The organism is Streptomyces roseifaciens, assembly GCF_001445655.1.
Taxonomy (GTDB): Bacteria; Actinomycetota; Actinomycetes; order Streptomycetales; family Streptomycetaceae; genus Streptomyces; species Streptomyces aureoversilis.
In genome coordinates this window covers 1,381,114-1,406,723 of record NZ_LNBE01000003.1, presented here as the reverse complement: position 1 = coordinate 1,406,723, position 25,610 = coordinate 1,381,114, and the positions used below count along the sequence as shown (strand labels likewise).

The window sequence follows — 25,610 nt, the reverse complement described above, 5'->3', positions numbered from 1 at the left end:
ATCGGTGAGGGGCCCCGCGCGTCACTCCCCCGTCTCGTCGGGTCCGGCGGAGGCGTCGAAGGGGGCGAAGAACCAGCGCTGGGAGGCGCGGCCGCGTTCGCACTGATTGACGTTGACGATGTCCGAGCCGGTGTTGGCGGCCAGCTGGTCCAGGTCCAGGCAAGGCTCGGTGCCGAGGACGCGCTGTTCGCTGCGGAGCCGGAAGGTGTTCTCGGCGGCCGGCTCCACGTGCCAGGTCTGGGCGCGGGAGCCGTTGCAGGCCCGCAGGTCGAGGCCGAGGATCCCGCTGTTCGGGACGTTCGCGTCCGTCTCGATGCAGAGGCCGGTCGCCGCGTCGCGCATGCGCAGCCGCTCGGCGCCGACCCATTCGGGGATCCACTTCTCCTCGTTGGGCGTGGGCTCGGTGCGGTGCGGGTGGGCGCGTACGCGGGTGCCGCTGAGCCCGCGGGGTTCGCCGGCCAGCATCCGGCCGGTGCGGACGTTCTCCAGCCCGAAGGGGCCGGGGTGGGCGATGGACAGGTCGCCTGCGAAGAAGTTGGCCCTGGGGTCGGAGTCGGCGGGGGGACCGAGGAACCAGTGCTGGCTGTCCTTCGCCTTGCAGGGGTTCAGCTCGAGGCCGTAGAGGTCACGCGGGCCGGTCGCCGTGCCCGCGTCCAGGCAGAGCCCGAGCGCGATGTTGCGGATCTGGTACTGCTCGTTGCCGAACGACAGCAGCCGCCAGCGTTGGATGCTGCTCGTTCCGCAGTCGAACATAAGGGGCTTGCCGTGGTCCCGGCGGTCCTGCAGGCTGCTGAGGCACCTGCCCTTGGGGAGCCGGATGCGGACGGCTTCGGTCCCGTTGAATTCGAGGTCCCAGCGCTGGGCGAACCCTCCGTTGCGCTGGTTGGTGAGGGCGGGCATGCCGTTGAGCGCGCCCCCGCCCAGGGCCTCCAGCGTCCCGCCGCTCTCCATGTTCTCGATGTGGCGGGGGCTGGTGAACAGGGGCTGCGGCTCGCCGCCCGCGCGCATGCCGCCGACGGCGACGGCGACGGCCCAGTGGTCCGCAGAGGCGCCGTTGAGCCGCCGTCTCGGGTGGTCCGGGATATTGACGGACGCCACCACGTAGTCCAGCTCGCGGCGGCCCTCGTGGGTGGGCAGACCGGTGGCGTAGGCGTGGGCGCCGGGCGGCAGGGCGAAGTTGCCCGGCTCGTTGTTGAAGTCGGCCCCGACGGTCCACGACCGGCCGGGCGTCTGGTTCACGAAGGCCGCGATGCGGGCGAGCATCACGTCCGACTCGTTGGTCGGGTTGTTCCTGCTGGTGGGCCGGGCATGGAAGGTGAAGTACCAGTCGTCGCCGAACCGCACCCCGAGGGCGGCCCGCCCGTCGGCGATCGGGCTGGGCACGGCGGTCACCTCCTCCGGTGTGCGCTGCGTGACGACGGCGACGTTGTTGCGGCCGCCCTCGTAGCGCCCGCCCATGCGGTCGGTCTGCAGGAAGTAGACCTCGTAGTCCGCGGACCTGTACGTCCAGCGGTGGTGCTGGATGTATCCCGCCCGGCCGACCTGCGGCAGTCCCGCAACGGGGGTGGTGCTCTGGAACCTGCCGGGCGGCGTCGGACCTGCCTCCTGCAGGGTCACGATCTCGGCGGCCTGGATGTAATTGCCGATCGTGGTCGTCCACTTGCTGTCCTGGCCACTGGTGGCACCGAGCATGTTGTACGTGATGAGCGGGGTGCTGCGGAGCGGCGAGGCCTGCGCGGGTGCTGTCGGCAGGACCGCGATCGCTGCCGACGCGACGACCGTCACCAGGGCGGTGAGGCCGGCGAACGGCCGGCGGCGCGGCTTTCTCGCGGGGCGCGGCATTCTCGCGGGGTGCGCCGGCGGCTTCGCGCGCTGCTTCGCCAAGGAGCGGATCAATCGCCTCATGTCTCTATGACTCTCCCGTACGGTCGAGTGGCGCGCTACCGCGCGCCGAGCTTCGAGCGATCCAACTCACCTCGGCACGAGGACAGTTGGAGATTCCGGAAGCCGGTCTATCGGAATCCGGGGCGGCGTTTCCAGGCGACCCGTTGAAGAAGGAACGTGTCTTCGGTCACGCCCTCGCCCTGGCCTGCGGCTCCCGGGGTAGGGGGGTGTAGGGGCTGCAGCCCTTCCCCGGGCGGCGCGTAGTCTGCCGACGGATCCGGAACCTCGGCGTCATCGATGCGTCATCAACGGAAGGCAGGCGATCGGCCGTGGCGGCAGTCCTCATCACCGGTTGCAGCAGCGGCATCGGCCTGGAGACGGCGCTGGCCTTCGCGCGCAAGGGGGACCGCGTCCACGCCTCGATGCGGAATCCGGCCAAGGCGGACGGGCTCCGCGAGCGCGCGCGTGCCGAGGGGCTGGACATCGAGGTGCTGACGCTCGACGTCACCGACGACGCGTCCGTGACCGCCGCCGTGAGAACGGTCGAAGAACGGCACGGCGCTATCGACGTCCTCGTGAACAACGCCGGCGTCGACTACACCAGCGCCGTCGAGGCCGCGTCCTTCGAGCAGGCGCGCGCGGTGATGGAGACCAACTACTGGGGCGCGCTGCGCACCATCCGCGCCGTCCTTCCCGCCATGCGGGCCCGTGGCAACGGTGTGATCGTCAACGTCAGTTCCCTGGCGGCCCGGATCTGGGCGGTGCCGTACGGCGGGTTCTACACCTCCAGCAAGGTGGCACTCGGGGCCGCGAGCGAGGCGCTGTCGGCGGAGGTGCAGCCGTTCGGCATCCGCGTGGTGTGCGTCGAACCGGGCGCCTTCGCCTCGCAGATCCACGAGAACGCCGCGAAGCGGGTGTCCTCCGAGGACGACCCGTACGCGGCGGACGAGGCCTGGCTGGCGCGCTTCCTCTCCCGCATGGGTGAGGGCGCCGGGGACAGCCGCGAGGCCGCCGAGGCGATCGTCGCCGCCGTGGAGAACCCCGCCACCCCGCTCCACACGGTGATCGGCAAGGAGGCGGAGATGGCACTGGAGTTCACGCGTGGCGTCTCCTACGAGGAGTGGCTCCCGCAATTCGTCCAGCAGGCCGAGTCCATGGCGGGCCCGCGCCCGGCCCCGAAGGCGCGGCCTCAAGGGTGACCGGGCCTGAGGCGGCCGTGATGTGATGGCGCCGTGAACCGCACCGCCACTGCCACTGCTGCCGCTGCTGCCACCGCCACCGCCACCGCCACCGAAGACTCCAACCGCCGCATGCTCAGGGCCCGGGACGCCATGGACCGGGCCTACGCGCAGCCGCTGGACGTCCCGGCCCTGGCCCGGATCGCCCATGTGTCGGAGGCCCACTTCACGCGCACGTTCCGGGCCACGTTCGGCGAGACGCCGCACCGCTACCTGCAGCGACGGCGCGTGGAGCGGGCGATGTTCCTGCTGCGCGAGACCGACCGCAGCGTGACGGACATCTGCTTCGAGGTCGGCTTCGGCAGCCCGGGGACGTTCAGCCGTACCTTCCGCGACATCGTCGGCCGGTCACCGAGGACGTACCGCAAGGAATCGGTGTCCGCAGGCGTACCGACGTGCTTCACGATGGCGTGGACGCGGCCGAGCGCTTGACGGTCCGGCCGGCCGCGACGGCTGAGCGGCATCGACTGAGCAGTTTTGGATAAGTTTCCGTCCGGACCGCCCAGTAGCGTGATGCACATGTTCAACGCCATCACGCAATCGCAGATATACGTTCTCGACCAGGACGAGGCCCTCGACTTCTATGTAGGCAAGCTCGGCCTGGAGGTCGCCGCCGACGTCGACATGGGCTTCATGCGCTGGCTGACCGTCCGCATCCCCGGCCACCCGGAGCGCCAGATCCTGCTGGAGAAGCCGGGTGCCCCGGCGATGTCGGAGGAGACGGCACAGCAGGTCCGCGAGCTGGTGACCAAGGGTGCGATGGGCGGCTGGCTCATCTTCACCACGGACGACTGCCGCAAGACGTACGAGACGCTGCTGGCCAGGGGTGTCGAGTTCACCGAGGAACCCACGGACCGCCCGTACGGAACCGACTGCGGCCTGCGCGACCCGTTCGGCAACCGCATCCGGTTCACCCAGCCGAGGGGCTGAGGGAGACCCCCGCTCGCTTGCCGGTCCTCGGCGGAGTCGAGGACCGGGGCGCGGCCGCCGGTCACCGGTCCCGGCCGCCTGTCACCGATACAGGGGCACGTAGTCTGGCGCCTGTTGGCCGTGACGAGGGGGGAACGTGAACATCGCGCTGTTCGCGCTCGGGGGCACGATCTCGGTGTCCGGGCGCGCCAAGGGTGAGCGACTGACCGGGGCCGAGATCACCGCGGCCGTGCCCGGGCTCGACGGGCTCGGGGCGGCGCTGGACGCGCAGGACATTCATGCCGTGCCGAGCGGGAGCCTGACCTTTGCGCAGGTGCTCGACGTCGTCGAGGCCGCCTCGCGGGCCGTGGCGGAAGGGGCGGTCGGTGTCGTCGTCACGCAAGGCACCGACACGCTGGAGGAGACCGCGTTCCTCGTCGATCTGGTCTGGCGGCACGAAGCGCCGTTCGTGCTGACCGGCGCGATGCGGCAGCCGGGCATGGCCGGCGCCGACGGGCCGGCCAACGTGCTCGCGGCCGCGCGCGTCGCCGCCTCGCCCGCGGCGCGCGGGCTGGGCGCGCTGGTCGCCTTCAACGACGAGGTGCACGCGGCGCGATGGGTCCGCAAGTCCCACAGCACGAGCACGGCGACGTTCGCGTCACCGAACGCCGGGCCGACGGGTCACGTCATCGAGGGCGAGGTGCGGATCCTGGCCGCGCCGCCGCGCCGTACCGCCATCCTGCAGGCCGGGTTCGACAGAGCACGGCTCGATGCCGCCCGCGTGGCCCTGCACTGCGTCACGCTCGACGACGACGGGACTCAACTCGAAGGGCTGGCCGATACGTACGGCGGCCTGGTGGTCGCGGGCTTCGGCGTCGGGCACGTGCCCGCCTCCCTCGCGCCCGTGCTGGGTGCACTCGCCGACCGCATCCCGGTCGTCCTGACCTCCCGTACGGGCAGCGGCCCGGTGTTGCGGCACACCTACACCGCGCCCGGCTGGGAGACCGACCTGCAGCGGCGCGGGCTGATCAACGGCGGGCTGCTCGACCCGTACAAGGCCAGGGTGCTGCTGCGGCTGCTGCTCACGGCGGGGGCTGGGCGCGACGAGGTGGCCGCGGCATTCGCCGAGCACGGCCACTGACGTTGCGGACACGCTGACATGGCGGACACGCTGACATAGCGGGCGCGTTGACGTTACAGGGGCAGCGGCTACTCGGCTCGGGGTCAGGCGACTTCCGACCACCCCGCCGGAGACTTAGGCTAACCTAACTCCACCTTCGGTCGAACGGCTTGCCGGATCCGCTTCTGAGGACGGTCACCATGCAGCGACAGCACAGTCAGGGCACACCCGGCACCGCACGGACCCGTGACGGCCGCGAGCTGTTCTTCATGGAACAGCCGGGGCCGGCAGGAGGCGGGGGCGCGACCGTGGTGTTCGAGGGAGGCCTGGCCGCGACCCGCTCGTACTGGGCGCCCGTCCAGCAGGCCGTGGCGGGCTCCGCCCGGACGGTGGTCTACGACCGCAGCGGCCTCGGCCGCAGCGCCCCCGACCCGTCGGGCCGGCGCAACCTCACCCGGCTGGCCGACGACTTGAGCGACCTGCTCGACCACCTCGGGCCGGGGCCCTTCATCCTGGTGGGACACAGCTGGGGCGGCCTGATCGTGCGCGTCGCCGCGGCAGCCCGGCCCGAGCGGATCGCAGGTCTCGTGCTGGTCGACCCCACGGACGAGGCCTGCGAGCTGCTCTTCGAGCCCTCCATCCGCAAGTTGGAGAAGAACCGCTACCGCATATCCATGCTGCTCGCCCGCCTCGGGGTGTTCGGCTTCCTCTTCCGCAAGGTCACCAGCGCCCTGCCGCCCGACGCCGCCGCCGACATGCGCGCGGAGGCCTTCACCGTCGCGGCCGTGCGCACGATGGGCGCCGAACAGGCCTCCGTCGAGGCCGACCTGCGCGCCCTGCTCGACCAGCCGCCGAAACTCGGCGACATCCCCGTCACGGTCATCTCCGCGACCCGGCCCACCCCCGGCATGAGCGCACAGGCCCGCAAGTCCGTGAACGCCTCCCATACGTACCGGGCACGGCAGTCGCCACGCGGCCGCCACGTCCTCGCACAGCAGGCCGACCACATGGTCCCCACGGCCGAACCCGCGATCGTCGTCACCGAAACGGAGCGCCTGCTCGACGTCGACGCCGCTGCCGACCCTTCCCCGGAACACTGACGGACCGGAGCCCGCGTCCGGTGCCGCCCCGTCGGCCGAAGCGGCCGAAGCGGACGCCACCGCCGCCTACGGGCTCCCGGGCTCCACGAGGCGTGGGTGACCTGGTGACCGGACCGGCCCTGGGTCAGGAATCGGTGGACGGCCGGCGGGAGGGCGTGGTCCGGTTTGGGGAGCACCCAGGGAGCGGTGCTCTGGAAGACGTCGACGCGGCCCGCCCGGGGCTGGATTTCGGGGAGGAACTGGACGGCGGAGGCTCCGGTGGCGGGGCCGGTGCCAGGGACCGAGGGGCTCCTGGAGTCCGTCCCGGGCGCTTCGCCCGTCGCGGGACCGCCGCGCCGGGAACATTCCGGCAGGCCTCCTCGTTTGAGCTCGGGCCTACTGCTCCTGCAGTAGGCCCGAACCGAGGAGTGCCTTGCCCGAGATCTCGTCCTCCGCCACCGTGACCCCTCTCCCGTCGCTCGCCGCCCAGGCGGAACACCTGATCGAGCTCGGGGTGCACGAGCTCGCGGGGATACCCGCCGACGAGCTGCGCGCCTTCGCCGCGGACGCCGGGAGCGGAGCCGACGGCGCCCTGCTCGCCGTCCACCCGGACCGCGCCCCCGCCTCCGCCCTCGCACCGCTGCTCCGACACGACGGCAAGCCCGGCTTCGTCGTCACCGACATGCCCGACGTCGACCACTTCGGCCCCTGCACCGTGGAGCTGCCCGACGCCCCTCTTTACCTCGTCACCGACGTCGACCGTGGCGACCACATGTCCAACTGGAGCCCGGAGGAGGCGCTGCCTGCCCTCGCCGAGCAGGGCCGCACCCCGCTGTTGCTCACCGAGGGAATCCACTGGGTGCTCCAGCAGCCGGCGGTCCTGGAGCGCAACCGCTGCTTCATGACCATCGGTTCCCGGCTGCGCAAGGCGAACGGTTCCCTGGACGCCCGTACGCCGGCGATCTGGATCAGCAACGGCACCGGGCGGGACGGCCGCGAGCGGCGCAACGCCCCGAAGGTCGGCTGGTGCTGGTGGGGCAACCGCCACACCTGGCTCGGCTTCGCCTCCGCCGCGGGCCGAAGGCACTAGGTTCCACAGGAGGACGGCTTCGTTTCGCGTCGCCAAGGGCGCGTCACCCAGGGTTCGTCCACCGGCTCGACCTCGGGGATCCGGGCGCCATGTACCGGGTCGACGGCTACTCCGAGGGCATGGTCCCGCCCCGGCCCCCGGCTCAAGTGGGACGCTACGAAGACACGTTCCGCAAGGTGGACGGCACCTGGCTGCTCGCTACCCGGACCACGTTCCTGTCCTTCGCCGGCCCTACGGAACGCCTCGGCCGGCCTGACCAGTCGTGACGTCGTGACGTCGAGGCGCTGAGCTCGGAGCTCTCAGGGCCGGCCGGTGGGTCGCAGGTCAGCACACCAGCCGAACGCCCTGCTCAAGTGTCGGCGAGCCTTGGAGCCGCCATAGACTTGAAGCGCTGGTTCGGGGACGCGGGGGTTGGGCGCCCGGGGTCCGGGCCGACGACCCAGGGGGGTGCCACCCTAGGAGGACGCGATGTTGCGGCACACCAGACTGGCCGGGGAATCAGCGGACTACCTCGCCGCCCGCGAAGAGCTGCGCCTGGCCGAGATCGAGCTCATGCGCCATCGGGAGAAGGTCGCGGCTCAGCGACGGGCGCTCCCGCAAGGGCCGCCCGTCGACGACTACGTCTTCGTCGAAGGCCCCGCGGATCTGGACGCCGGTGACACACCGGTCGGCGAGGTCACCCTGAGCGGGCTGTTCACCGCCCCGGACCGCCCGTTGATCGTCTACCACTTGATGTACGGCAAGCTGCAGACCGAACCCTGCTCGATGTGCACCCTGTGGATCGACGGCTTCAACGGCATCGCCCGCCACATCGCCCGCAACGCCGACTTCGTCATCGCCGCGGCCGCCGACCCGCCTGCCCTGCGGCAGCACGCCCGCAACCGCGGCTGGCACGGGCTACGGCTCCTGAGCTGCGGCGACAGCACGTTCAAGTACGACCTGGGCAGCGAGGACAAGGATGGCGTACAGGACTCCACCGTCTCCGTCTTCACGCGCGACGGTGACGGCACGATCCGCCATTTCTACTCCGCCCACCCCCGCATGGCCGACGACATCGACCAGCGCGGCATCGACCTCCTGGCCCCTGTGTGGCACCTGCTCGACCTGACTCCGCAGGGCCGCGGCGACTGGTTCGCCGGCCTCGATTACTGAGGTCCGGCACCGGCAACTGCGCTCACCAAGCACATCACACCAGAACGGTATAAATTGGTCGAAGATCTACGGGAGAGGAGACCGCATGTCCTCGAAGCGGCGTCGTAAGAAGAGGGCCCGCCGTAGCAAGGCGGCCAACCACGGCAAGCGGCCCCAGTGCTGACCTCTTGACCTTGGCCTTGGCCTTGGCCTTGGCCTTGGCCTTGGCCTTGACCTTGACCGCGCCCGTTGCCCCGCCCGCCGCCTGACGGCCGCCGGCGGGGTGGGCCGGTGGAAAGAGCGCGCCTCGTCCTCGTCAGTCGGCGTGACAGACCCGGAAGGGCATGCCGGCGTCCCGCAGCCGCCCGATCAGCGCATCGCCCATGGCCGTAGCCGTCGTGACCTGCCCGGCGGTCGTCGGCAGGTCGTCCAGGGCGAGGCACAGAGACGCTTCGGCCAGTATCTTCGCCGTCTCCCCGTAGCCCGGGTCACCGCCCGTGACCTCGGTGAACACGCGCCGGCCACCCCCTTCGCCGACGGCCCGCACCCGGAACCGGGCGCGCGCCCGCTGCTCCGCGCTGGGCCCCCTCCCCGGCTCGTAGCGGCTCATCAGCCACGTCCGCACGGGGGACACCTGCGCAGCCGCCCACACCACCCCCAGACCGACCGGCCCGGCCAGGGCGACGGGCAGTCTCTTCACCGACGCGTAGTGGCGGTAGCGGAAATCGGGCCCGTAACGCTCCAGTGCGGCCGCCGAGCGGCGTACGACCTGGGGGTCGAGCGTGGGCAGCGGCAGCGCCCACATGCCCGTCTCCTTGCTGAACCGCGGTGCCCCCAGCGGCGCCCGCACCCGGCGCCCGGCCGGCTGCGGCTCGTACCGGCTCCGCTCCTCCGCCGCCGCCTTCGCCTGGCGCTGTCGCGAGGCGATCGCCAGGGACGAGGCCAGTGTGCCGCCGGAGATGATCCCCGACGCGCGCACGAACCCGTCGACCGTCAGCGGCACCCCTTCCGGCAGCTGCTGCACGGTGAAGTACGCGAGGAGGTCGTGCGGCACCGAGTCGAAGCCGCACGCGTGGACGATGCGCGCGCCCGACTTGCGGGCCTGCGCGTCGTGCCGTACGTACGTCAGGTCCACGAACTCCGGCTCTCCGGTGAGGTCCGTGTAGTCGGTGCCCGCTTCCGCGCACGCGGCCACCAGTTCCTGGCCGTACCAGATGTACGGGCCGACGGTCGAGGCGACGACGTGCGCGGACTCGGCCAGCGCGCGCATCGCGGCCTTGTCGCTTGCATCCGCGGTCACCAGAGCCACATCTGCCGCACGTACGGAGTCGAGCGCCGCCAGCCGGTCCCGCAGCTTCTCCAGCTTGGCGCGGCTGCGCCCGGCGAGCGCCCACCGGCACCCTTCCGGTGCGTGCTCCAGCAGGTACTCGGCGGTGAGCTCCCCGACGTACCCCGTCGCCCCGAAGAGCACGACGTCGTACGGGCGTTCCGGGCCGGTCTGCCGGTTCATCGTGGTGCTCTGAGGGTTATTCACAGAGCGGTTCATGGAGCCTCCGGCTGCTGAGGTCGAAGTCAAGGTCGGTATCGAGATCGGTATCGAGGTCGAGATCGAGATCGGTATCGAGGTCACCGGACGGCCGGAACACCTTCCGTGTCCGTCCGCCCTCGGGTGATTCTCCGTCCGTCCGGCCGCTACGGGCACATAGCCGCCGTAGGTCCGCGTGTCCCCCGGCCATGTGTCGAAACTCCGCCACGCAGGCGGGACTGCCGCGGCCGTGCCGGCGCTCACGCGCGGGCGGACCTGATACGCGCCGCGCGGGGCAGGCACCGCCTCGCGCGTACGCCGGGCGCCCCCGAACGCGCGGCGCCGCGGCTGCGCACTCGCCCGAGCCGTATGCCCATGCACGAACCGGTGGTGGGGAACGGTTCCGGTGGGTGCGCAAACGGGCGCTGGCTCATGCTCATTGCGGACAGTGCGGTTCTGAGGCGAACCGTTCGCCTTCTCGGAACCACGCGCAGAAACGGCAGGACAACCATGCCAGTGCACCCGCTCGTGCACCCGCTCGCCCGGCGGTCCGCGATCCTCGTAGCCGCCGCAACCATGGTGGCCCTGGCCCCCGGCGTGGGCCACACCGCCGCCTCCTCCCCGGCGCCCATCAAGAACGAGGGGGCAGGGTGGTACCTCGACGGCGGCAGTGAGACCTCCTCGGCCAAGGCCCCCACGTACACCGCCAAATACACCGGCGAGCCCGCGTCGGCGCCCGGCAACCTGAAGTGGTCCTACGACCCCGCCACCAAACTCATCAAGAACGAGGCGAAGGGCTGGTACCTCGGCAGCGGCGGCGACTCCTCGTCCGACAAAGCCCCCGCGTACACCACGAAATACACCGGAGACCCGGCAGCCGCTCCCCCACAGCTGAAGTGGTCCTACGACGCAAGCACCAAGCTCGTCAAGAACGAAGGAAACGGCTGGTACCTGGGCACCGGAGGCGACGACTACGGCAAGGCGCCCGCGTACACCACGAAGTACACGGGAAGCCCTGCGTCGGCACCGGCGCCGCTGAAGTGGACGATAGCGTCCTAGATTTCAACCCCGGCCGCCAGCGCCACCGGAGGCCCCATTGGCACACATCCTCCTGTCAGTGGGGCCACCTACTGTGCGGGGCGGGCCGGGCCCGGAGGCCCGGCCGGTGCAGCTGGAGCTACTGGCTACCGCCGAGGAAGCCGTTGAGGGTGTTGCTAAGCTGTTCGGTGAGGCCGCCGAGGGTGCCGGTGACAGTGCCGGGCAAGCTGCCGACGGTGCCCGTGACCGTATCGACAGCGCCGCTTACGGTATCGGTGACCGGATCGGCTTGGGCGGGGGCGGCCAGAGCGGTGGTCAGCAGGGTCAGCGGGGCAGTGGCGGCGGTGAGGGTACGGAGACAGCGCGGCAAGGCAGGCCCTTTCAGTCCGTACGCGGCAGCGGCTGTATCCGGCCGCGGCCGCGTGATCTCTTGGGCAGGGCGCCCTGAGGTGCAATGGATCCGGTAAGAGGCTTTCCCGCTTGTCATACGGCCTAACGTCATGTCACCCATACGTGAGACCCCGCCCCCGCGAGGCGCCCCCGGCAGCCCCCACCTCCTTCCTGTGGGCCCCAGGGCTTTGAAGTCGCGGCGTTCGCAGAAGCGGGTGAACAGGGCCTTCAGCATGTCGTCGGCGGGCCGTGGTGCGACGCCGCCCGTGCTCACTTGTCAGCCGCTGCGTCGTGGACCGGCATGACCAGAGTGGTGAAGCTGCCCTGATCCGCGGAGCGGACCACGACGGGCCGGTCCGGGGACGAAATCTCCAGCAGCACGTCAGGGCCGACGCCGGCCTCGATCACCGCGAGGAGTACCTCCGGGTCGAAGGCAATGCGCAGGGGCGGCCCTGTGCAGATGGCGGGGAGCGTGATCTGGTCCGGTTCTCGCTCGGCAGGTGTGAGGGTGAGCTGTTGTTCGTCGGTGCGGAGGACGATCGGCGCATCGGCGTACCCGGCCTCGGCGAGTGCCGTGCGCAGGGCAGCCCGCTCCGTGATGACCCGGTGCCGAGTGATCGGGAAGTTGTCCAGGACCATCTGGTAGTCGGGGAAGGGCAGGACCGTCTCGTCGGCGGTCGGCAGAGTCCGTGAGTGAGCTCCGCTGCGAAGTCGCGCGCCGTCCCGGCCCGCCTCGATGCTGACGTCCGGCATGCGCATGGCCCAGGATGCGACGTCCTTCATGTCCGATGCTGCCACCAGGGCGTGCCAGGAATCGCCCTCCGCGGACGTGGCCCGCAAGGTGCGGACTGCCAAGCGGTAGCGGTCCGTGGCCACCAGGCACACCTCCTGCCCGCCGATCTCGATCAGGACGTGGCCGAGTACGGGGAACTCTTCCCGTACGGGGCCGGACGCCACCGCCGGTGCGACCTGCCGTACGGCACTGGCCAGCTCCGCCCCACCGACGCAGACCTTGGCCTTGGAGGTCCAGGGCGTTCCGTCAGGAAGAGTGCGGAGGATCTCCTGAATCGCCACCTGTGCCGAGGTAGCCGTTTCCCGCGCCCTTGTCGCGTGCCCCTGCAGGACGGCACGGGCCTCCTCGCGGGTGCCGTCCAGCACCACCGCGGCATCGATGAGCGGCACCCCGGCCTCCCGCAGCCGCCGAACGAGGGCTGCACGGGCCTGCTGCTCCGGGGCGTAGTAGCGGTATCCGGTCGCGTCGTCGACGTAGGCGGGGCGCATCACGTCGCAGTCGTCGTAGAACCGCAAGGCGCTCGGCGCCAGCCCCACCAGGCGTGCGAAGGCGCCGATGCTCATCAATGTGTCGGTGTCGTCCATGACAGCGATTCTCGGGTTTCAAGCAGCTTGAAGGTCAAAGCGCTGAAGCGCGGACGCATGGACGCGTGGACGCGGCACTACTCGATCAGGACGGCGGCGCGGCAGCTTCTCGGCCGAGCCCGGCGCACCGTCCGTCCCGTACGCCTTCGCCTACGAGCTGACCTGAGCTGCCCCTGAGCTGACCGCGGACAATCCCGGCACATTTCCCTGGAGAGGCGAAACGGCTTCCGTTTGCGCACGGATAGCGGACCCGCACCATTAAGCAACGTCCATAAGAAAACACTCGCGTTGGCCGAATTACATGCCCTCGATACGACGCCCCTGACATAACTGGCCCTGCATTCCGCTACGATCACGTCATGGTCTCGGCTCAGCTCGCATTCCATGCGCGACGGACCCACCGCTCGGTGTCGGGTCCGTCGCGTCTGCTGTGGCTGGCCTTGCTGCTGTTCGGCGTGCTCTACACCCACGGCATCAGCGGGGAGAGCGCGGTCAGTCACGCGACCGGCAGGCCGGTGGCGCTGTCCGCCTTCGCGCACGCCGTTGACGAGCACCACGCTCACGGCGAGTCGGCCCCGGTCGCCGCTCCCGGTACGGAGCAGGCACACGCTGCCGACCACCACGAGGACGAGTCCTCTCACGGCGCCGAGAACTGCACGGCCGGCAAGCCCCAGGACGGCCCGGCCCTCTTCACTCCCAGTTGCTCTGCGCTGTTCGACGCGCTGTCGGCACTGAGCTCGCAGCCCTGGACGAGCGCACGGCCCTCTCCCGCCGCGCCGGAAGCGGCACACTCAGCGGCTTCACGCATCCTGCGAATCTAGAAGTCGGACACTCCGAAACCGGTCGGATTCCGCTCCCGCCCGGCCTTGGCGCCTGCATCTCCTTTCCCCTGTTCCCTTGAGGGGAATTACCGAGCCCTGCCCCGGCGCCGTCATGCCGCCCGTCTGACTCGCCTCCACTTGTCCGGAGAACTCCGGCCACGTGGCCGTCGTACGGAGTGTCTGTGCCGCGCAATTCGACACCACTCTCCCGGATATCCGCCTGCCTTCCGGGTGCCGTCCCGGGGAGCCCGCTCCCGCACCCACTCCCGTACCCGCTCCCACTCCCGCTTCTTCCCTTGGTCGGCCGCCCCCTGCCTGCGTACGGAACCGGCCATCCTCACGGCGTTCCGCACGAGGCAGGTGGGGCGCACGGCTTCCCCGGCCATCGCGCCGCCTCTGCCACCCCGGATCCCTGCAAGGCGGACACCGAACGGCCGAGGCGGGAAACGCTCGCCCTTCTCTGTCGGTGGCGCAAATAGGGGCGCGCCGACCACGCGTGACGAGCCCCCCTCACCGGCGCACTGACCCACCGAAAGGCGAACGAACCATGGACCCCTTGACGACCAACGGCACCGGTTCCGCCCGCTCAAGTTCCCCCGCCACCCCCTTCACCCCCATCACCTCCAGCTCCCCCACCACCCCCAACTCCTCCAGCACCTTCGGGATATCCGGCCTCGTCGGCGACACCCCGGTCCTGCGGGTGTCCGAGCCCCTCGCCCCCACCGGGCACGGCTTCTGGGCCAAGCTGGAGGGCTTCAACCCGGGTGGCATCAAGGACCGTCCCGCCCTGCACATGGTGCAGCGGGCCCGCGCCCGCGGCGACCTGACTCCCGGCGGCATGATCATCGAGTCGACCAGCGGGACGCTCGGACTGGGCCTGGCACTCGCCGGCATGGTCCACGGGCACCCGGTCACCCTGGTCACCGACCCCGGCCTGGAGTCGTCCATGACCCGGCTGCTGACCGCCTACGGGGCACAGGTCAACGTCGTCTCCGAGCCCCACCCGACCGGCGGCTGGCAGCAGGCCCGCTGCGACCGCGTGGACCGGCTGCGGGAGCAGCACCCCGGCGCGTGGGTGCCGGACCAGTACAACAACCCCGACAACGTAGCCGCCTACACCCCGCTCGCGCTCGAACTGGCCGCGCAGCTCGGCCACATCGACGTCCTGGTGTGCAGCGTCGGCACCGGCGGCCACTCCGCGGGCGTCTCCCGCGTACTGCGCCAGCTCTACCCGGGCCTGAAGCTGGTCGGCGTGGACACCGTCGGCTCCACGATCTTCGGGCAGCCTGCCCGCAGCCGGCTGATGCGCGGCCTCGGTTCCAGCATCTACCCGCGCAACGTCGCCTACGGGAACTTCTCCGAAGTGCACTGGGTCTCCCCCGCCGAGGCCGTGTGGGCCTGCCGCCAACTGGCTTCCTCCCACTACGCCACCGGCGGCTGGAGCGTCGGCGCGGTCGCCCTCGTAGCCGGCTGGCTCGCACGCACCCTCCCCCCGGACACCCGGATCGCCGCCGTCTTCCCCGACGGACCACAGCGCTACCTCGGCACGGTCTACGACGACGACTACTGCGCCGCCCACGGCCTCCTCGACGCACCACCGGCCGCCGAACCCGAGGTCGTGGGGAGGCCGGACGAGAAGGAGGTGACCCGCTGGACGAGGTGCGCCACCGTCGTCGATCCGCTCGCCGCGCAGCGGGAGTGCGGCGCCGACGCGAACGACGAGGGCCGGCCGTGAAGAGCCCCCTGGCCCCCCGGAACCGCCTCAACCCCCTGTCGCAAGCCCGCACCTTCGACCGCAGCGTGCAGCTGCTGATGGCGAACCAGTTCACCATCAACCTCGGCTTCTACATGCTCATGCCCTACCTCGCCCAGTACCTGTCCGGGAACCTGGGCATGGCCGCCTGGACGGTCGGGCTGATCCTGGGCGTGCGCAACTTCAGCCAGCAGGGCATGTTCTTCTTCGGCGGCACTCTGGCCGACCGGTTCGGCTACAAGCCCATGATCATCACCGGGCTGATGCTGCGCATCGTCGGCTTCGCCGTGCTCGGACTCGTCGACTCCCTGCCCGCCCTGCTGGCCGCGTCGGCGGCCACCGGCCTGGCAGGCGCCCTGTTCAACCCGGCCGTACGGGCCTACCTCGCCCACGACGCCCGGGAGCGGCGCGTGGAGGCGTTCGCGCTCTTCAACGTCTTCTACCAGGCCGGGATCCTGCTGGGCCCGCTGGTCGGTGTGGCGCTGACGGGAGTGAGCTTCCGCCTCACCTGCCTCGTAGCGGCCGGCGTCTTCACCGTGCTGTCGATCGTACAGATCCGGGCGCTACCGGCCCGGACACCGTCGCACGAGGCCGACAGGTCGGTGACGTCGGTGCTCTCCCAGTGGCGCACGGTGGTGTCCAACCGGCCGTTCCTGCTGTTCTCCCTCGCGATGATCGGCTCGTACGCGCTGTCCTTCCAGGTCTACCTCGCGCTTCCCCTGGAGGTGCGCCGCATGGCCGGGGACGAGCAAGTCGGGACGGTCGGCGTAGGCCTGCTCTTCGCCGCCTCCGGTCTCGCCACCATCGCAGGCCAGACCCGGCTCACGGCCTGGTGCAAACAGCACTGGGGCTCCGGAAGGTCGCTGATCGCCGGACTGGCAGCCCTAGGAGCCGCCTTCCTGCCACTGCTGGCAGCCACCGCAGTTCCGACGCCCTCGGACGGACCGGCCCGCTGGGCCCTGGCCGTCGGCCCACCCCTGCTCTCAGCGCTCCTCATCGCCCTGGGCACCATGCTCGCCTACCCCTTCGAGATGGACACGATCGTCGCCCTCGCCGAGAACCGGTACGTGGCCACGCACTACGGCCTCTACAACACCATCTGCGGAATCGGCATCACGCTCGGCAACCTCCTCACCGGCGCGGCACTGGACGCCGCCCACTCCGCCGGAACCCCGGCGCTCCCATGGCTGGCTCTCGCGGCCACGGGAGGCGGCTGCGCCCTGGCCGTATTCGCCTTGCACCGCACGGGCCGCCTGACTCCGGCCGCACCCGAAGAGCCCGAGGGGCCCGACAGGCCCGACAAGCCCGACAGACAACCCGCCACCAAACTCTGATCCGACGGCTCAGCTCTGGCCGTCGGCCCCGCGGCGCCCGTACCTCCGTAGCAGGAGTACGGGCGCCGATCGGTGCACGGTCCGGGTGGGATGCCCGACGGATGGCGGATGAATGCGGGGGCCGTGGCCGTGAGGATGGCTGACATGGACCCTGAACTGGAAGCATTCATCCCGATGTTCCCCCGCGCCGACCTGACCGACCCGGTCACCGAGCGCAAGAACCTCGCCGCCCTGGCCGCCGCACGGGGCTCAGGGCGCCATCCTCTGGCTGCACGGCGGCGGATTCGTCATGGGTGACCTGGAGACCGAGCACCCGTGGGCTGCCAGGATCGCGGACGGCGCCGGTGCGGTGGTGATCTCCGTGGGCTACCGCCTGGCCCCCGAGAACCGGTTCCCGGCCGCCCTGGACGACGCCTACGCCGTGCTGACCTGGGTGGCCGAGCACGCAGCCGAGCTCGGCATCGCCCCGGAGCGGATCGCGATCGGTGGCCACAGTGCCGGCGCGGGGCTCGCGGCAGCGGTGACGTTGCGGACTTCGGGCGCCCGGCTGGCAGGAGACCAGGCCTCACACGCTGCGGCTGCTCACCGGGATCCGGTGGTCAGCAGCCGTAGCGTCGGGTTTGGGTCAGAAGCCGACGTTCTGGAAGCCGTCCCCGCCCGGCCCCTCGACCGGGTGTGATCTCCTTGCCTTCCTGAACCGATCAGTTGCAGTCCACGAGGGGGTTTCGTAACCCGTGACATCCAAGCGTGCCCGGCGGAAGGCCGCAGAGTTGCTGGGAGAGCGCCCTGTCGCCGTGGGATGGTGCAAGCTCGGGCCCGTCCCGAAGCCTCCGAAGGACGTCTACGCGGCGGCCGGACGTCCGCGGCTGCGGCCGGGCTGGATGCGTCCCCTCGGGATTCTGGGATGTATCGCGGTGTCCCCCTTCATGCTGCTCGCCATCGGTTACGCCGCCCTGGAGGCGACCGCCGAGGCCGTTCTCGGGCCCCTGTTGCGCACGAAGAAGGAGCGGCAAGCGCTCCGGGACGAGAAGGCGCGCAAGGAACGACTTCGACGTGACACCGAGCTCCCCGGGAATCGGCCCGTGGAGGTGTTCGACGGTGACTGGCAGGCCGAAGCCGGCCAGTTGCTCCTGCGGTGGTACAGCCAGTCCTCGCACCCGAGCCGGCTCGTCATCCTGGGCCCCGACCGCATAGTCCTCGCCGGTCCTCCGCGCCGGGTGACGCTGGGGCAGGACAAGAAGGCGCAGATCCTTGACGTTCTGAAGGCCGACCGGGCGGTCGTCGAGGACCCGATGCAGGGCAGGTTCGCCACCGACCAGCTCCGGATCCGGTTTCATGACGGCTCATGGATCATGCTGATGGTGACTGATTCCGTGAGCGATATCCATGCGTATCTGACGACGACCCGCATGCTCCCGGAATTCGACGCCTTCGGCCCGCCCCGGTGAGAGGCCCTCCGCCGTCCGGGCCGGCCGCCGTCAGACCGGGACGTCGCCGGATTGGCCGTACTGGCGGATGGTCTGGCCGCCGTCAGTGGTGCGCAGGACGTACCACGTACCGTTCGACGGGCGCCACACGGCGAAGTCCGCCTTACCGTCACCGTCGAATTCCGCCGGGACAGCCAGGTCACCCGTCTGACCGTACTGCCGGATGGACTGCCCGTCGTCACTGCTCCGCAAAACGAACCACGTGCCGTTCGACGGGCGCCACACGGCCCAGTCCGCCCTGCCGTCACCGTCGAAGTCTGCCGGGACGGCCACGTCACCCGTCTGACCGTACTGCCGGATGATCTCCTTGCCGTCGCTGCTCCGCAAAGCGAACCAGACACCGTTCGACGGACGCCACACAGCGAAATCGGCCCTGCCGTCACCGTCGAAATCTGCTGGTATGGCCACGTCGCCCGTCTGACCGTAGACCTGGACCGTCTGCCCGCCGTCACTGGTCCTGAGCGCATACCACGTGCCGTTCGACGGGCGCCAGATCACGAAGTCGGCCTTGCCGTCACCATCGACGTCAGCAGGGGCCGCGACGTCATTCGCGAAACTCCCGTACTGCTGGATGGTCTGGCCGCCGTCACTGCTCCGCAGGACGAACCACGTACCGTTCGAAGGGCGCCACACCGCGAAGTCGGCCTTGCCATCGCCGTCGAAGTCAGCCGGGACGGCCACGTCGCCCGTCTGACCGTACTGCCGAATCGTCTGCCCGCCGTCGCTGCTCCGCAGGACGTACCACGTACCGCTCGAAGGGCGCCATACGGCGGAGTCGGCCTTGCCGTCACCGTCGAAATCGGCTCTGACCCTTTGTGCCGCCGCGCTGCCGCCGTCACGGGAATTCGACGGTTCGCCGCCCTCAGCCCCTGCCCACGCGCTCGTGGCACCTCCGGTGAGGGTGGCCAGTACCGTCGCACCGGCTGCCGTGAGCAGCCCAAGTCTTCGGGTTCTCCGCGCCTTCATCAGCGAGCCTCCTGGATTCGTAGCCCTTCATCTCCGCGCCCGAGAATGGCGCAGGGTGGGGCCCGCGGCTAGTGGTCCGACTCGTGGGGCGGGCTCGGTCGGCTGCTTGTGTCCGGAAGGCGTTGTACTGGGACTCTGTTCCAGCCGTCAGGGGGGCCGTAGGCCCTCCGCCCGATACATCAAGCGGCACCTCAGGCCGTTCATCATGCCGCTCTTCAAGCGCCTTTGTTCAGCTGGTCGTTGATGCGCGCGCCGTCGTCCGGAGTGATACGCCCGTCCTGCAGCGTGCGACCGAAGAGGTCGGCGATCAGCTGTTGGTTGACGTCGACGCTCGCCTCGGTCAGGTCGGTGAACGACGCCGCGCCGCATCGACCTCGGTGGATGCCTGCCCCCACAGCCACGAGCCCGATCAGTGCGGCCGGCCACCAGGCGAGACCGAGGGGCAGGTACAGCAGTCCCCACGCGGTGAGGGCGGCCGCGTCGGCGAACGCCACGCGGGCCGCCTCGATGGGGGCTCGCTGCTCCGGTGTGAGGGCCAGCCACAGCCGTGGCCAGAGCAGGGCGATGCGCAGTCCGTACTCGGCGTGTACGCGGTCGTCGACCAGCCGCAGGCGGTCGGCGATCCAGGTGGGACGCGCAGGGAGGTAGCGGGTGACGGCCGGGGGTTCGGGCGATCGTTCGGCGCGGCTGCGGCGCCTGCGGGTGAGCGCCCGGTCGAGCGGGCCGGTCCAGGACGGCCAGGGGCCGGCCCACACCTGCTGGACGAGGGTCGCCAGGCAGCGCGCGGCCAGGCCCACCCCGGCCGCGGCGAGCAGCAGGCCGGCCAGGGCGAGGGCGACGAGGGCCGGGTCGTGCAGGCTCGGCCTGAGGTGGCGCAGGGCGGTGACCACGGGTTGGTGGTCGAACGGGTCGCTGTGGGGCAGCACGCGAGCGCAGGACGCTGTGGCGAGGAAGAGCAGGCCCGGCATGACCAGCAGGCTGAGCCACTTCTCCGCCAGCTTGTCGGCCAGGTGGGTCAGGAATCCGCCCACGGCCCGCCCCTTCTGCTCATCCCTCAGCCGTCGGCGGTGCGCAGGCGCAACGGCGCCTCGAAGAGCACGCACGCCGGAACTCGCCCCTCCGCGTTGCGGCCTTCGCGCCGCGAGCACGACCGCTGGGGACACTCGTACGAGCTGACGGGGATGCGGGGCTGCTCCAGTCCGGGCAGTGGACTGTAAGCGTCCGGGCCCCGGTGGGTGTGCTGCAGGGGGATGCCGACCTGCGCGCATACGTCGAGGGCGGAGGCGGTCCGGGCGCGCAGTCCGGCCACGCCCTGTTCTAGGAGTTCGAGTCGGGGACCGCTCCACAGGTCGCGTATTTCCGGCAGCAAGCGGCACAACTCACCCAGCGCCGAGCGTTCGTCCACCCTTCCCCTCTCCCCCGTACGCACCCAACTCACCTACTGATAGGCGGCATTCAGCATAGACGGGCGGCCTGTGCGTGCGAGGATTCCGACGGGATTCCGGTCCGGTGTGTGGGGGGGGGGGAACAGCGGAATGGAAATGGATGACGAGCGCGGCCGAGCCGGGAGGCCAGCTCGATCTGCTGCTTCGGGGTGATGTCCAGGCCCCGGATCACGGCGAGCTCGTCCCGGTGCACCAGCTCGACCAGCTGCTGGAAGACCTCGGGGCGCCGGAGGTCCTCGTAGTCGACGCCGGTTATCTCGGCACCGATGAAGGGGGTGATGTTCTCGATCTGCACGAAGGTGTCTCCTTGGAAGTGTCGGACGTGGCGGGCTCAGAGCTCAGAGCTCAGGCGTCGTCGAGGCAGGTGCGCAGGGCGCCGACGAAGGCGTCGATCTGCTCCTGCGTGCGGAACGGTGCGACGGTCACGCGGAACCGCTCGCCGCCCTTGGCCACGGACGGGTAGTTGATGGGCTGTACGTAGATGTCGAACTCGTCGAGCAGGCGTCGCGAGACGCGCTTGACGCGCTCGCCTCCCGGTACGAGCACGGGGACCAGGTGGCTCTCGGCGTCGATGAAGTCGATGCCGGCGGCGCGCAGGGCGGCGCGCATGCGCAGCGCGTTCTCCCGCAGCTTCCGGCGGAGTTCGCCGCCCTCCCCGCTCTGGACGACGTCGAGGCTCCGCCGGGTGGCGTCCAGGCTCGATCGCGGGATGGTCGTCGTGAAGATGAATCCCGGGGCGTGCGAGCGCACGTAGTCGAGCGCTTCGTCGGGCCCTGCGACGTATCCGCCGGTCGTTCCCACCGCTTTTCCGAAGACACCTTGCACAAAGGTGGGCCGCTCTTCGCCGAGCTCTTCGCATATCCCCGCGCCGGTGGGACCGTTCACCCCGATCGCGTGCGTCTCGTCCAGATACGTCATGGCGTTGTACCGGTCCGCCAGGTCGCAGATCGCACTGATCGGCGCGATGTCCCCGTCCATCGAGTAGACGGACTCGAAGACGATGAGCTTGGGCCGCTCGGTGTCGTACTGGGCCAGCAATTCCTCCAGCGCGGCCACGTCACTGTGCGGGAATATGTGCTTCCGGTTTTCGTCGCCCGGATGCCCTCGATCAGCGAACGGTGGTTGAGCGCATCGGAGAAGACCACCATGTCGGGCACGGCCTGGAGCAGCGTGGTCAGCGTCTCGAAGTTGGCGACGTATCCGCTGGTGAAGACCAGGGCGCGCGCCTTGCGGTGCCAGGCGGCCAACCGGGCCTCCAGCGCAACGTGCGCCTCGCTGGTTCCCGCGATGTTGCGGGACCCGCCGTTACCCGTGCCGTGCCGCAGCGTGGAAGCGATCTGCGCCTGCATGACCTGCGGGTTCTGGCTCATCCCGAGGTAGTCGTTGGTGCACCAGACCTGGATGCGCCGCCCCTGGTGGAGCGCCGTCCCCGGCTCCTCGGCCAGGTACGAGCACGGGGTGAATTCCCGGTACAGCCCCGACTCCTTGAGCTCGGCCAGCTTCGACCGCATCCCGCCGAAGACGGACTGCGGAGCAAGGGGAGCAAGGGGATCAAAGGGAGCAGAGGAAATCGGAGCAGAGGAAATCGGGGTGACCGCATCGGCCTTTTCCTGCGGCGACTGAGAACCGCTGCCCATGGAAACGGCGAGCACCGCCGGCACCGTCGCGGCGAGCGCCGCGCTTTTTCGCCGAGAAAGGCGGAACGGGAAGCATGAACACGCAACACAGAGACATGAAGTATGGACAAAGGGCGCCGAACAGGTGTAAAGGCGGCACAAGTGCGCGTCAGAGGGCCCGGGACGGGCCGAGCGCGCAGGCATTTGCCACGATTGTCAGCCAGTCTTGACCTTGCCCTTGGGGCAGACGGGAGCGTGATGGGCATGGAGGACGACGACCCCTTGCTGAGCATCGGCGTGTTCGCGCGCCGTGCCCGGCTCTCGCCCAAGGCCCTGCGCGTGTACGACCGGCAGGGGCTGCTGACCCCGGACCGGGTCGACGCGGTGACCGGCTACCGGTACTACCGGCAGAGCCGGCTGGCCACCGCGCGGCTGATCGTGCGGCTGCGCGGCCTGGACATGCCGCTCGCTCGCATCGCAGAAGTGCTGGCCGTGCCGGAGCCCGAAGCAGCCGGCCTGGTCGCCGCGTACTGGGAAGGCGTCGAGCGGCGCATCGCCGCGCAGCGGGAACTCGCCGTCCACCTTCGTATCCAACTATCAGGAGGGACAGAGGACTTGGACAGCTACGAGATCAAGCAGCGTGACGTGCCGGAGCAGCTGGTGCTCACCGAACAGCGCCACGTACGGCCGGAGGACCTGCCCGTGTGGATCCCGGAGACCTGCTCCCGCCTCGAGGAGAAGGCCAAGGCTTACGGGGGCGTGGTCGCGGCGCCGTTCGTCGTCTACCACGGCCAGGTCAACGAGGACAGCGACGGCCCGGTGGAGGTCTGCGTGCCCATCGACCCGGCCCGGGCCGGGGAGGTCACCACGGCCGTCCGGACCGAGCCGGCCCATCGCGAGGTGTACACGACGCTCACCAAGGCGCAGGTGGAATACCCGCAGATCCTCTCGGCGTACGACGCGGTGTACCGGCGGATCGAGGAGAACGACGGCCGTGAGACCGGCCCCAGCCGGGAGGTCTACTTCGCCGACTGGATACCGGCCGGCCCGGCCACGGAGGTCTGCGACATCGCCGTACCCGTGGCGTAGAGCCGGCGCCACGTCCGGCACGGCCCCTTGAGGTGCGGCAGCCTCCGGTGCACAGGCACGGCGGCTGCCGCACCTTCGCCCATGGAAGGGTGCGGTTCACCCGCCGCTGTTCCCGGCGAGGGTTGTCACACGGCCGTCTGCCCGGAGCGGAACGTACGGCGGTACGCCTGGGGGCTGACGCCGATGGCCGTGCGGAGGTGCTGGCGCAAGGAGGCGCCGGTGCCGAATCCGGACCGGAGGGCGACCAGGTCGACGGGCCAGTCGGTCGTCTCCAGGAAGTGCCGTGCGAGGTCGACGCGCTGCCGGGTCAGCCACTGGCCCGGCGTGCTGCCGGCTTCGTCGCGGAAGCGGCGGCTGAACGTGCGCACGCTCATGTTGGCGTGGGCGGCGAGGCCGGACAGCGTGAGCGGTTCGGCCAGGTGCTGCACGGCCCATGCCCGGGTGGCCGCGGTGCTGCCGTCGGACGGGGCGGGGACGGGGCGGCGGATGTACTGGGCCTGTCCGCCGTCGCGCCAGGGCGGTACGACGCAGGAGCGGGCGACCTCGTTGGCCACGTGGCTGCCGTGGTCGAGGCGGACGATGTGCAGGCACAGGTCGATGCCCGCGGCGACTCCGGCGGAGGTGAGGATGTCGCCGTCGTCCACGTACAGGACGCCGGGGTCGATGCGGGTGGTGGTGAACATGCGCTGCAGCCGGTCGGCCTCGCGCCAGTGCGTGGTGGCGGGACGCCCGTCGAGGAGTCCCGCGGCGGCCAGGACGTAGGTGCCGGTGCAGATCGCGACGATCCTCGTGCCGGGGCGGATGGCGGCCAGGGCATCACGCAGCGGGCCGGGCAGGCGGCCTTCCTCCCGTATCGCTCCCAGCCGGTGGGAGGGCGGGACGACGACGGTGTCGACGGTCGCCAGCAGGGAGGCGTCGTGGGAGACCGCGAGGTCGTAGTCGGCATCGGCTCGCACGGGGCCGCCGTCCAGGCTGCATGTCGTCACGGAGTAGAGCGGTTTGCCGTCGCCGTCGCGGGCGGCGTCGAAGATGCGGGCGGGGATGCCGAGCTCGAAGGGGACGACGCCGTCCAGGGCCAGGACGCCAACGTGGTGCATGGCCGGATCCTTTCATGACGTGGCCATCACGCCGCCACCAGGGGATTTGCCGCCCGGGCAGCCTTGGGGACGTGCCCGGCAGCACCGCCGGCACGCGAACCCCGTACGCGCCTGAGCCCGTACGCGCCCGAGCCCGTACCCCCTTGAGAAGGAACGCTTCATGCCCCGTCCCGTCACCACCCCTGCGACCATGCGCGCCGTCTCCCAGGACACGGCCGGAAGCCCCGAAGTCCTGAAGGTCGTCGAGACGGACCGCCCGGAACCGGCCCGCGGCGAGGTCCTCGTCCGTGTGCACGCGGCGGGCGTGAACCCCGCCGACTGGAAGACCCGCGAGCGCGGAGTGTTCGCCTCCGGAGCGGTGCCGCCGTTCACCCTCGGCTTCGACGTGTCCGGAGTCGTCGAAGCCGTCGGCGCAGGGGTGACGATCTTCCAGCCCGGCGACGAAGTTTTCGGGATGCCGCGCTTCCCGCATCCGGCGGGCGCGTACGCCGAATACGTCACCGCACCGGCCCGCCACTTCGCCCCGCGCCCGCACGGCCTCGACCACATCCGGGCCGGTGCCCTGCCGCTGGCCTCGCTCACCGCGTGGCAGGCCCTGGTCGACACCGCGCGCATCCGGCCCGGGCAGCGCGTCCTGATCCACGCTGCGGCCGGTGGCGTCGGCCACCTGGCCGTGCAGATCGCGAAGGCCCGCGGCGCGTACGTCATCGCCACCGCCAGCGCCGCCAAGCACGACCTGCTGCGCACGCTCGGCGCCGACGAGCTCATCGACTACCGCACCCAGGACGTAGCCGACACCGTCCGCGATGTCGATGTCGTCCTCGACAGCATCGGCGGCCCCAACTGGGCACGCTCCCTGCGCACCCTGCGCCGGGGAGGCACTCTCGTATCGATTCTCCCGTTGGACGACACCTTCCCCACCCGCCAGGCCGAGGAAGCCGGGGTACGAGCGGTCTTCATGCTCGTCGAGCCCGACCGGCAGGGGCTGCGCGAGATCAGTGCACTGGTGGAGGAGGGCCGCCTGCGCGTGCTCGTCGACACGGTCTTCCCGCTCGAACAGGCCGCGCAGGCCCACAGGTTGGGCGAGACCGGCCGCACCACCGGAAAGATCGTCCTGGCCGTTACCCCTGCACCGGAGAAGCAGTAAAGGACCGGCGCCTTCACCCAGCTGCCCCCGGACAAGCCGGCAGAGGTGCTGCGCCCCTTTGCGCGCCGTGTGCG

Annotated in this window: 29 protein-coding genes and 1 pseudogene; 19 read left to right on the top strand and 11 right to left on the bottom strand. The window is 70.6% G+C overall.

What is annotated here, in order from left to right:
• Positions 1-21: 21 nt before the first annotated feature.
• On the bottom strand, positions 22-1,905 hold the full coding sequence (locus AS857_RS11935) for a ricin-type beta-trefoil lectin domain protein (protein WP_079110259.1): 1,884 nt from the start codon (positions 1,903-1,905) through the stop codon (positions 22-24).
• A 308-nt stretch (positions 1,906-2,213) separates the two neighbouring features.
• Here AS857_RS11935 and AS857_RS11930 point away from each other — a divergent pair, with 308 nt between their 5' ends.
• The 9 genes from AS857_RS11930 to AS857_RS42540 all read left to right on the top strand — a co-directional run bounded on the left by AS857_RS11930 (position 2,214) and on the right by AS857_RS42540 (position 8,635).
• The gene (locus AS857_RS11930; protein WP_058043083.1) at positions 2,214-3,083 is read left to right on the top strand and encodes an SDR family oxidoreductase; all 870 of its coding nucleotides are present in this window, start codon (positions 2,214-2,216) and stop codon (positions 3,081-3,083) included.
• A gap of 111 nt (positions 3,084-3,194) precedes the next feature.
• Complete coding sequence (locus AS857_RS11925) at positions 3,195-3,554, top strand: helix-turn-helix domain-containing protein (protein WP_058044089.1); 360 nt, start codon at positions 3,195-3,197, stop codon at positions 3,552-3,554.
• Positions 3,555-3,641: 87 nt separating this feature from the next.
• Positions 3,642-4,052: a VOC family protein gene (locus AS857_RS11920; protein ID WP_058044088.1), complete on the top strand. Its 411-nt coding sequence runs from the start codon at positions 3,642-3,644 to the stop codon at positions 4,050-4,052.
• Positions 4,053-4,188: 136 nt separating this feature from the next.
• The gene (locus tag AS857_RS11915) at positions 4,189-5,172 is read left to right on the top strand and encodes an asparaginase (RefSeq protein ID WP_058043082.1); all 984 of its coding nucleotides are present in this window, start codon (positions 4,189-4,191) and stop codon (positions 5,170-5,172) included.
• Positions 5,173-5,351: 179 nt separating this feature from the next.
• Positions 5,352-6,251, top strand: a complete 900-nt coding sequence (locus tag AS857_RS11910) for an alpha/beta fold hydrolase (protein ID WP_058043081.1) — start codon at positions 5,352-5,354, stop codon at positions 6,249-6,251.
• A 412-nt stretch (positions 6,252-6,663) separates the two neighbouring features.
• Positions 6,664-7,320 (top strand): DUF5701 family protein, encoded by a 657-nt coding sequence (locus AS857_RS11905; RefSeq protein WP_058043080.1) that lies wholly within the window; start codon positions 6,664-6,666, stop codon positions 7,318-7,320.
• A gap of 89 nt (positions 7,321-7,409) precedes the next feature.
• Positions 7,410-7,586 carry a hypothetical protein gene (locus AS857_RS39535; RefSeq protein ID WP_420823930.1) on the top strand — a complete coding sequence of 59 codons (177 nt, stop codon included), beginning with the start codon at positions 7,410-7,412 and terminating at the stop codon, positions 7,584-7,586.
• Between the two features lie 202 nt (positions 7,587-7,788).
• Entirely contained in the window at positions 7,789-8,472 is a 684-nt protein-coding gene (locus tag AS857_RS11900) for a DUF899 family protein (protein WP_173864744.1), read from the top strand.
• An 85-nt stretch (positions 8,473-8,557) separates the two neighbouring features.
• Positions 8,558-8,635: a 50S ribosomal protein bL37 gene (locus AS857_RS42540; protein ID WP_372504737.1), complete on the top strand. Its 78-nt coding sequence runs from the start codon at positions 8,558-8,560 to the stop codon at positions 8,633-8,635.
• 132 nt (positions 8,636-8,767) lie between these two features.
• On the opposite strand, the gene AS857_RS11895 is transcribed toward AS857_RS42540, so the two are convergent.
• Positions 8,768-9,961: a saccharopine dehydrogenase family protein gene (locus AS857_RS11895; protein WP_058043079.1), complete on the bottom strand. Its 1,194-nt coding sequence runs from the start codon at positions 9,959-9,961 to the stop codon at positions 8,768-8,770.
• A gap of 34 nt (positions 9,962-9,995) precedes the next feature.
• Between AS857_RS11895 and AS857_RS41885 the strand changes: the two genes are divergently transcribed.
• Entirely contained in the window at positions 9,996-10,124 is a 129-nt protein-coding gene (locus AS857_RS41885) for a hypothetical protein (RefSeq protein ID WP_275477355.1), read from the top strand.
• Positions 10,125-10,486: 362 nt separating this feature from the next.
• A complete protein-coding gene (locus AS857_RS11890; protein ID WP_144440785.1) occupies positions 10,487-11,035 on the top strand; it encodes an RICIN domain-containing protein in 549 nt (182 codons plus the stop codon).
• A 118-nt stretch (positions 11,036-11,153) separates the two neighbouring features.
• On the opposite strand, the gene AS857_RS11885 is transcribed toward AS857_RS11890, so the two are convergent.
• A complete protein-coding gene (locus tag AS857_RS11885; RefSeq protein WP_058043077.1) occupies positions 11,154-11,384 on the bottom strand; it encodes a hypothetical protein in 231 nt (76 codons plus the stop codon).
• 290 nt (positions 11,385-11,674) lie between these two features.
• Positions 11,675-12,781 (bottom strand): DNA polymerase III subunit beta family protein, encoded by a 1,107-nt coding sequence (locus AS857_RS11880; RefSeq protein WP_058043076.1) that lies wholly within the window; start codon positions 12,779-12,781, stop codon positions 11,675-11,677.
• A gap of 359 nt (positions 12,782-13,140) precedes the next feature.
• Between AS857_RS11880 and AS857_RS11875 the strand changes: the two genes are divergently transcribed.
• The 6 genes from AS857_RS11875 to AS857_RS11850 all read left to right on the top strand — a co-directional run bounded on the left by AS857_RS11875 (position 13,141) and on the right by AS857_RS11850 (position 18,137).
• Positions 13,141-13,602: a hypothetical protein gene (locus tag AS857_RS11875; protein WP_144440784.1), complete on the top strand. Its 462-nt coding sequence runs from the start codon at positions 13,141-13,143 to the stop codon at positions 13,600-13,602.
• Positions 13,603-14,149: 547 nt separating this feature from the next.
• Complete coding sequence (locus tag AS857_RS11870; RefSeq protein WP_079110258.1) at positions 14,150-15,337, top strand: PLP-dependent cysteine synthase family protein; 1,188 nt, start codon at positions 14,150-14,152, stop codon at positions 15,335-15,337.
• Positions 15,334-16,689 (top strand): MFS transporter, encoded by a 1,356-nt coding sequence (locus AS857_RS11865; protein ID WP_338058252.1) that lies wholly within the window; start codon positions 15,334-15,336, stop codon positions 16,687-16,689. Before AS857_RS11870 ends, AS857_RS11865 begins: the two co-directional genes overlap by 4 nt.
• Positions 16,690-16,833: 144 nt before the next feature.
• The gene (locus AS857_RS42345; RefSeq protein WP_420823929.1) at positions 16,834-16,986 is read left to right on the top strand and encodes a hypothetical protein; all 153 of its coding nucleotides are present in this window, start codon (positions 16,834-16,836) and stop codon (positions 16,984-16,986) included.
• Positions 16,979-17,368 (top strand): alpha/beta hydrolase fold domain-containing protein, encoded by a 390-nt coding sequence (locus tag AS857_RS42340; protein ID WP_058043073.1) that lies wholly within the window; start codon positions 16,979-16,981, stop codon positions 17,366-17,368. The genes AS857_RS42345 and AS857_RS42340 overlap by 8 nt, the downstream gene beginning before the upstream one ends.
• 235 nt (positions 17,369-17,603) lie before the next feature.
• On the top strand, positions 17,604-18,137 hold the full coding sequence (locus tag AS857_RS11850) for a hypothetical protein (RefSeq protein WP_058043072.1): 534 nt from the start codon (positions 17,604-17,606) through the stop codon (positions 18,135-18,137).
• Positions 18,138-18,167: 30 nt separating this feature from the next.
• On the opposite strand, the gene AS857_RS11845 is transcribed toward AS857_RS11850, so the two are convergent.
• From AS857_RS11845 to AS857_RS41880, 6 genes and pseudogenes are all read right to left on the bottom strand, one after another.
• Entirely contained in the window at positions 18,168-19,142 is a 975-nt protein-coding gene (locus tag AS857_RS11845; protein ID WP_058043071.1) for an FG-GAP repeat domain-containing protein, read from the bottom strand.
• A gap of 215 nt (positions 19,143-19,357) precedes the next feature.
• Positions 19,358-20,173 carry a hypothetical protein gene (locus AS857_RS11840; RefSeq protein ID WP_058043070.1) on the bottom strand — a complete coding sequence of 272 codons (816 nt, stop codon included), beginning with the start codon at positions 20,171-20,173 and terminating at the stop codon, positions 19,358-19,360.
• Positions 20,174-20,196: 23 nt separating this feature from the next.
• A complete protein-coding gene (locus AS857_RS11835) occupies positions 20,197-20,547 on the bottom strand; it encodes a hypothetical protein (protein WP_144440783.1) in 351 nt (116 codons plus the stop codon).
• A 50-nt stretch (positions 20,548-20,597) separates the two neighbouring features.
• Positions 20,598-20,882 (bottom strand): TauD/TfdA family dioxygenase, encoded by a 285-nt coding sequence (locus AS857_RS11830; protein WP_058043068.1) that lies wholly within the window; start codon positions 20,880-20,882, stop codon positions 20,598-20,600.
• 50 nt (positions 20,883-20,932) lie between these two features.
• The gene (locus AS857_RS11825) at positions 20,933-21,643 is read right to left on the bottom strand and encodes an aminotransferase class I/II-fold pyridoxal phosphate-dependent enzyme (protein ID WP_275477354.1); all 711 of its coding nucleotides are present in this window, start codon (positions 21,641-21,643) and stop codon (positions 20,933-20,935) included.
• Positions 21,644-21,729: 86 nt separating this feature from the next.
• A pseudogene (locus tag AS857_RS41880) lies at positions 21,730-21,936 on the bottom strand (aminotransferase class I/II-fold pyridoxal phosphate-dependent enzyme); the annotation flags it as partial.
• 531 nt (positions 21,937-22,467) lie between these two features.
• Here AS857_RS41880 and AS857_RS11820 point away from each other — a divergent pair.
• Positions 22,468-23,292: a MerR family transcriptional regulator gene (locus tag AS857_RS11820; RefSeq protein ID WP_338058251.1), complete on the top strand. Its 825-nt coding sequence runs from the start codon at positions 22,468-22,470 to the stop codon at positions 23,290-23,292.
• Positions 23,293-23,417: 125 nt separating this feature from the next.
• Here the strand turns inward: AS857_RS11820 and AS857_RS11815 are convergent, their stop codons facing one another.
• On the bottom strand, positions 23,418-24,389 hold the full coding sequence (locus AS857_RS11815; RefSeq protein WP_058043066.1) for a GlxA family transcriptional regulator: 972 nt from the start codon (positions 24,387-24,389) through the stop codon (positions 23,418-23,420).
• A gap of 160 nt (positions 24,390-24,549) precedes the next feature.
• Here AS857_RS11815 and AS857_RS11810 point away from each other — a divergent pair, with 160 nt between their 5' ends.
• Complete coding sequence (locus tag AS857_RS11810; protein WP_058043065.1) at positions 24,550-25,536, top strand: NADP-dependent oxidoreductase; 987 nt, start codon at positions 24,550-24,552, stop codon at positions 25,534-25,536.
• The last annotated feature ends 74 nt before the right edge of the window (positions 25,537-25,610 follow it).

Coding starts and splice junctions, on each gene's coding strand:
- AS857_RS11895 (WP_058043079.1), bottom strand. CDS start 9,961: ATGAACCGGCAGACCGGCCCGGAACGCCCGTACGACGTCGTGCTCTTC.
- AS857_RS11870 (WP_079110258.1), top strand. CDS start 14,150: ATGGACCCCTTGACGACCAACGGCACCGGTTCCGCCCGCTCAAGTTCC.
- AS857_RS11810 (WP_058043065.1), top strand. CDS start 24,550: ATGCCCCGTCCCGTCACCACCCCTGCGACCATGCGCGCCGTCTCCCAG.
- AS857_RS11815 (WP_058043066.1), bottom strand. CDS start 24,389: ATGCACCACGTTGGCGTCCTGGCCCTGGACGGCGTCGTCCCCTTCGAG.
- AS857_RS11890 (WP_144440785.1), top strand. CDS start 10,487: ATGCCAGTGCACCCGCTCGTGCACCCGCTCGCCCGGCGGTCCGCGATC.
- AS857_RS42340 (WP_058043073.1), top strand. CDS start 16,979: ATGGGTGACCTGGAGACCGAGCACCCGTGGGCTGCCAGGATCGCGGAC.
- AS857_RS11845 (WP_058043071.1), bottom strand. CDS start 19,142: ATGAAGGCGCGGAGAACCCGAAGACTTGGGCTGCTCACGGCAGCCGGT.
- AS857_RS42540 (WP_372504737.1), top strand. CDS start 8,558: ATGTCCTCGAAGCGGCGTCGTAAGAAGAGGGCCCGCCGTAGCAAGGCG.
- AS857_RS11925 (WP_058044089.1), top strand. CDS start 3,195: ATGCTCAGGGCCCGGGACGCCATGGACCGGGCCTACGCGCAGCCGCTG.
- AS857_RS11900 (WP_173864744.1), top strand. CDS start 7,789: ATGTTGCGGCACACCAGACTGGCCGGGGAATCAGCGGACTACCTCGCC.
- AS857_RS41885 (WP_275477355.1), top strand. CDS start 9,996: ATGGAGCCTCCGGCTGCTGAGGTCGAAGTCAAGGTCGGTATCGAGATC.
- AS857_RS42345 (WP_420823929.1), top strand. CDS start 16,834: ATGGACCCTGAACTGGAAGCATTCATCCCGATGTTCCCCCGCGCCGAC.
- AS857_RS11875 (WP_144440784.1), top strand. CDS start 13,141: ATGGTCTCGGCTCAGCTCGCATTCCATGCGCGACGGACCCACCGCTCG.
- AS857_RS11910 (WP_058043081.1), top strand. CDS start 5,352: ATGCAGCGACAGCACAGTCAGGGCACACCCGGCACCGCACGGACCCGT.
- AS857_RS11935 (WP_079110259.1), bottom strand. CDS start 1,905: ATGAGGCGATTGATCCGCTCCTTGGCGAAGCAGCGCGCGAAGCCGCCG.
- AS857_RS11820 (WP_338058251.1), top strand. CDS start 22,468: ATGGAGGACGACGACCCCTTGCTGAGCATCGGCGTGTTCGCGCGCCGT.
- AS857_RS11880 (WP_058043076.1), bottom strand. CDS start 12,781: ATGGACGACACCGACACATTGATGAGCATCGGCGCCTTCGCACGCCTG.
- AS857_RS11920 (WP_058044088.1), top strand. CDS start 3,642: ATGTTCAACGCCATCACGCAATCGCAGATATACGTTCTCGACCAGGAC.
- AS857_RS39535 (WP_420823930.1), top strand. CDS start 7,410: ATGTACCGGGTCGACGGCTACTCCGAGGGCATGGTCCCGCCCCGGCCC.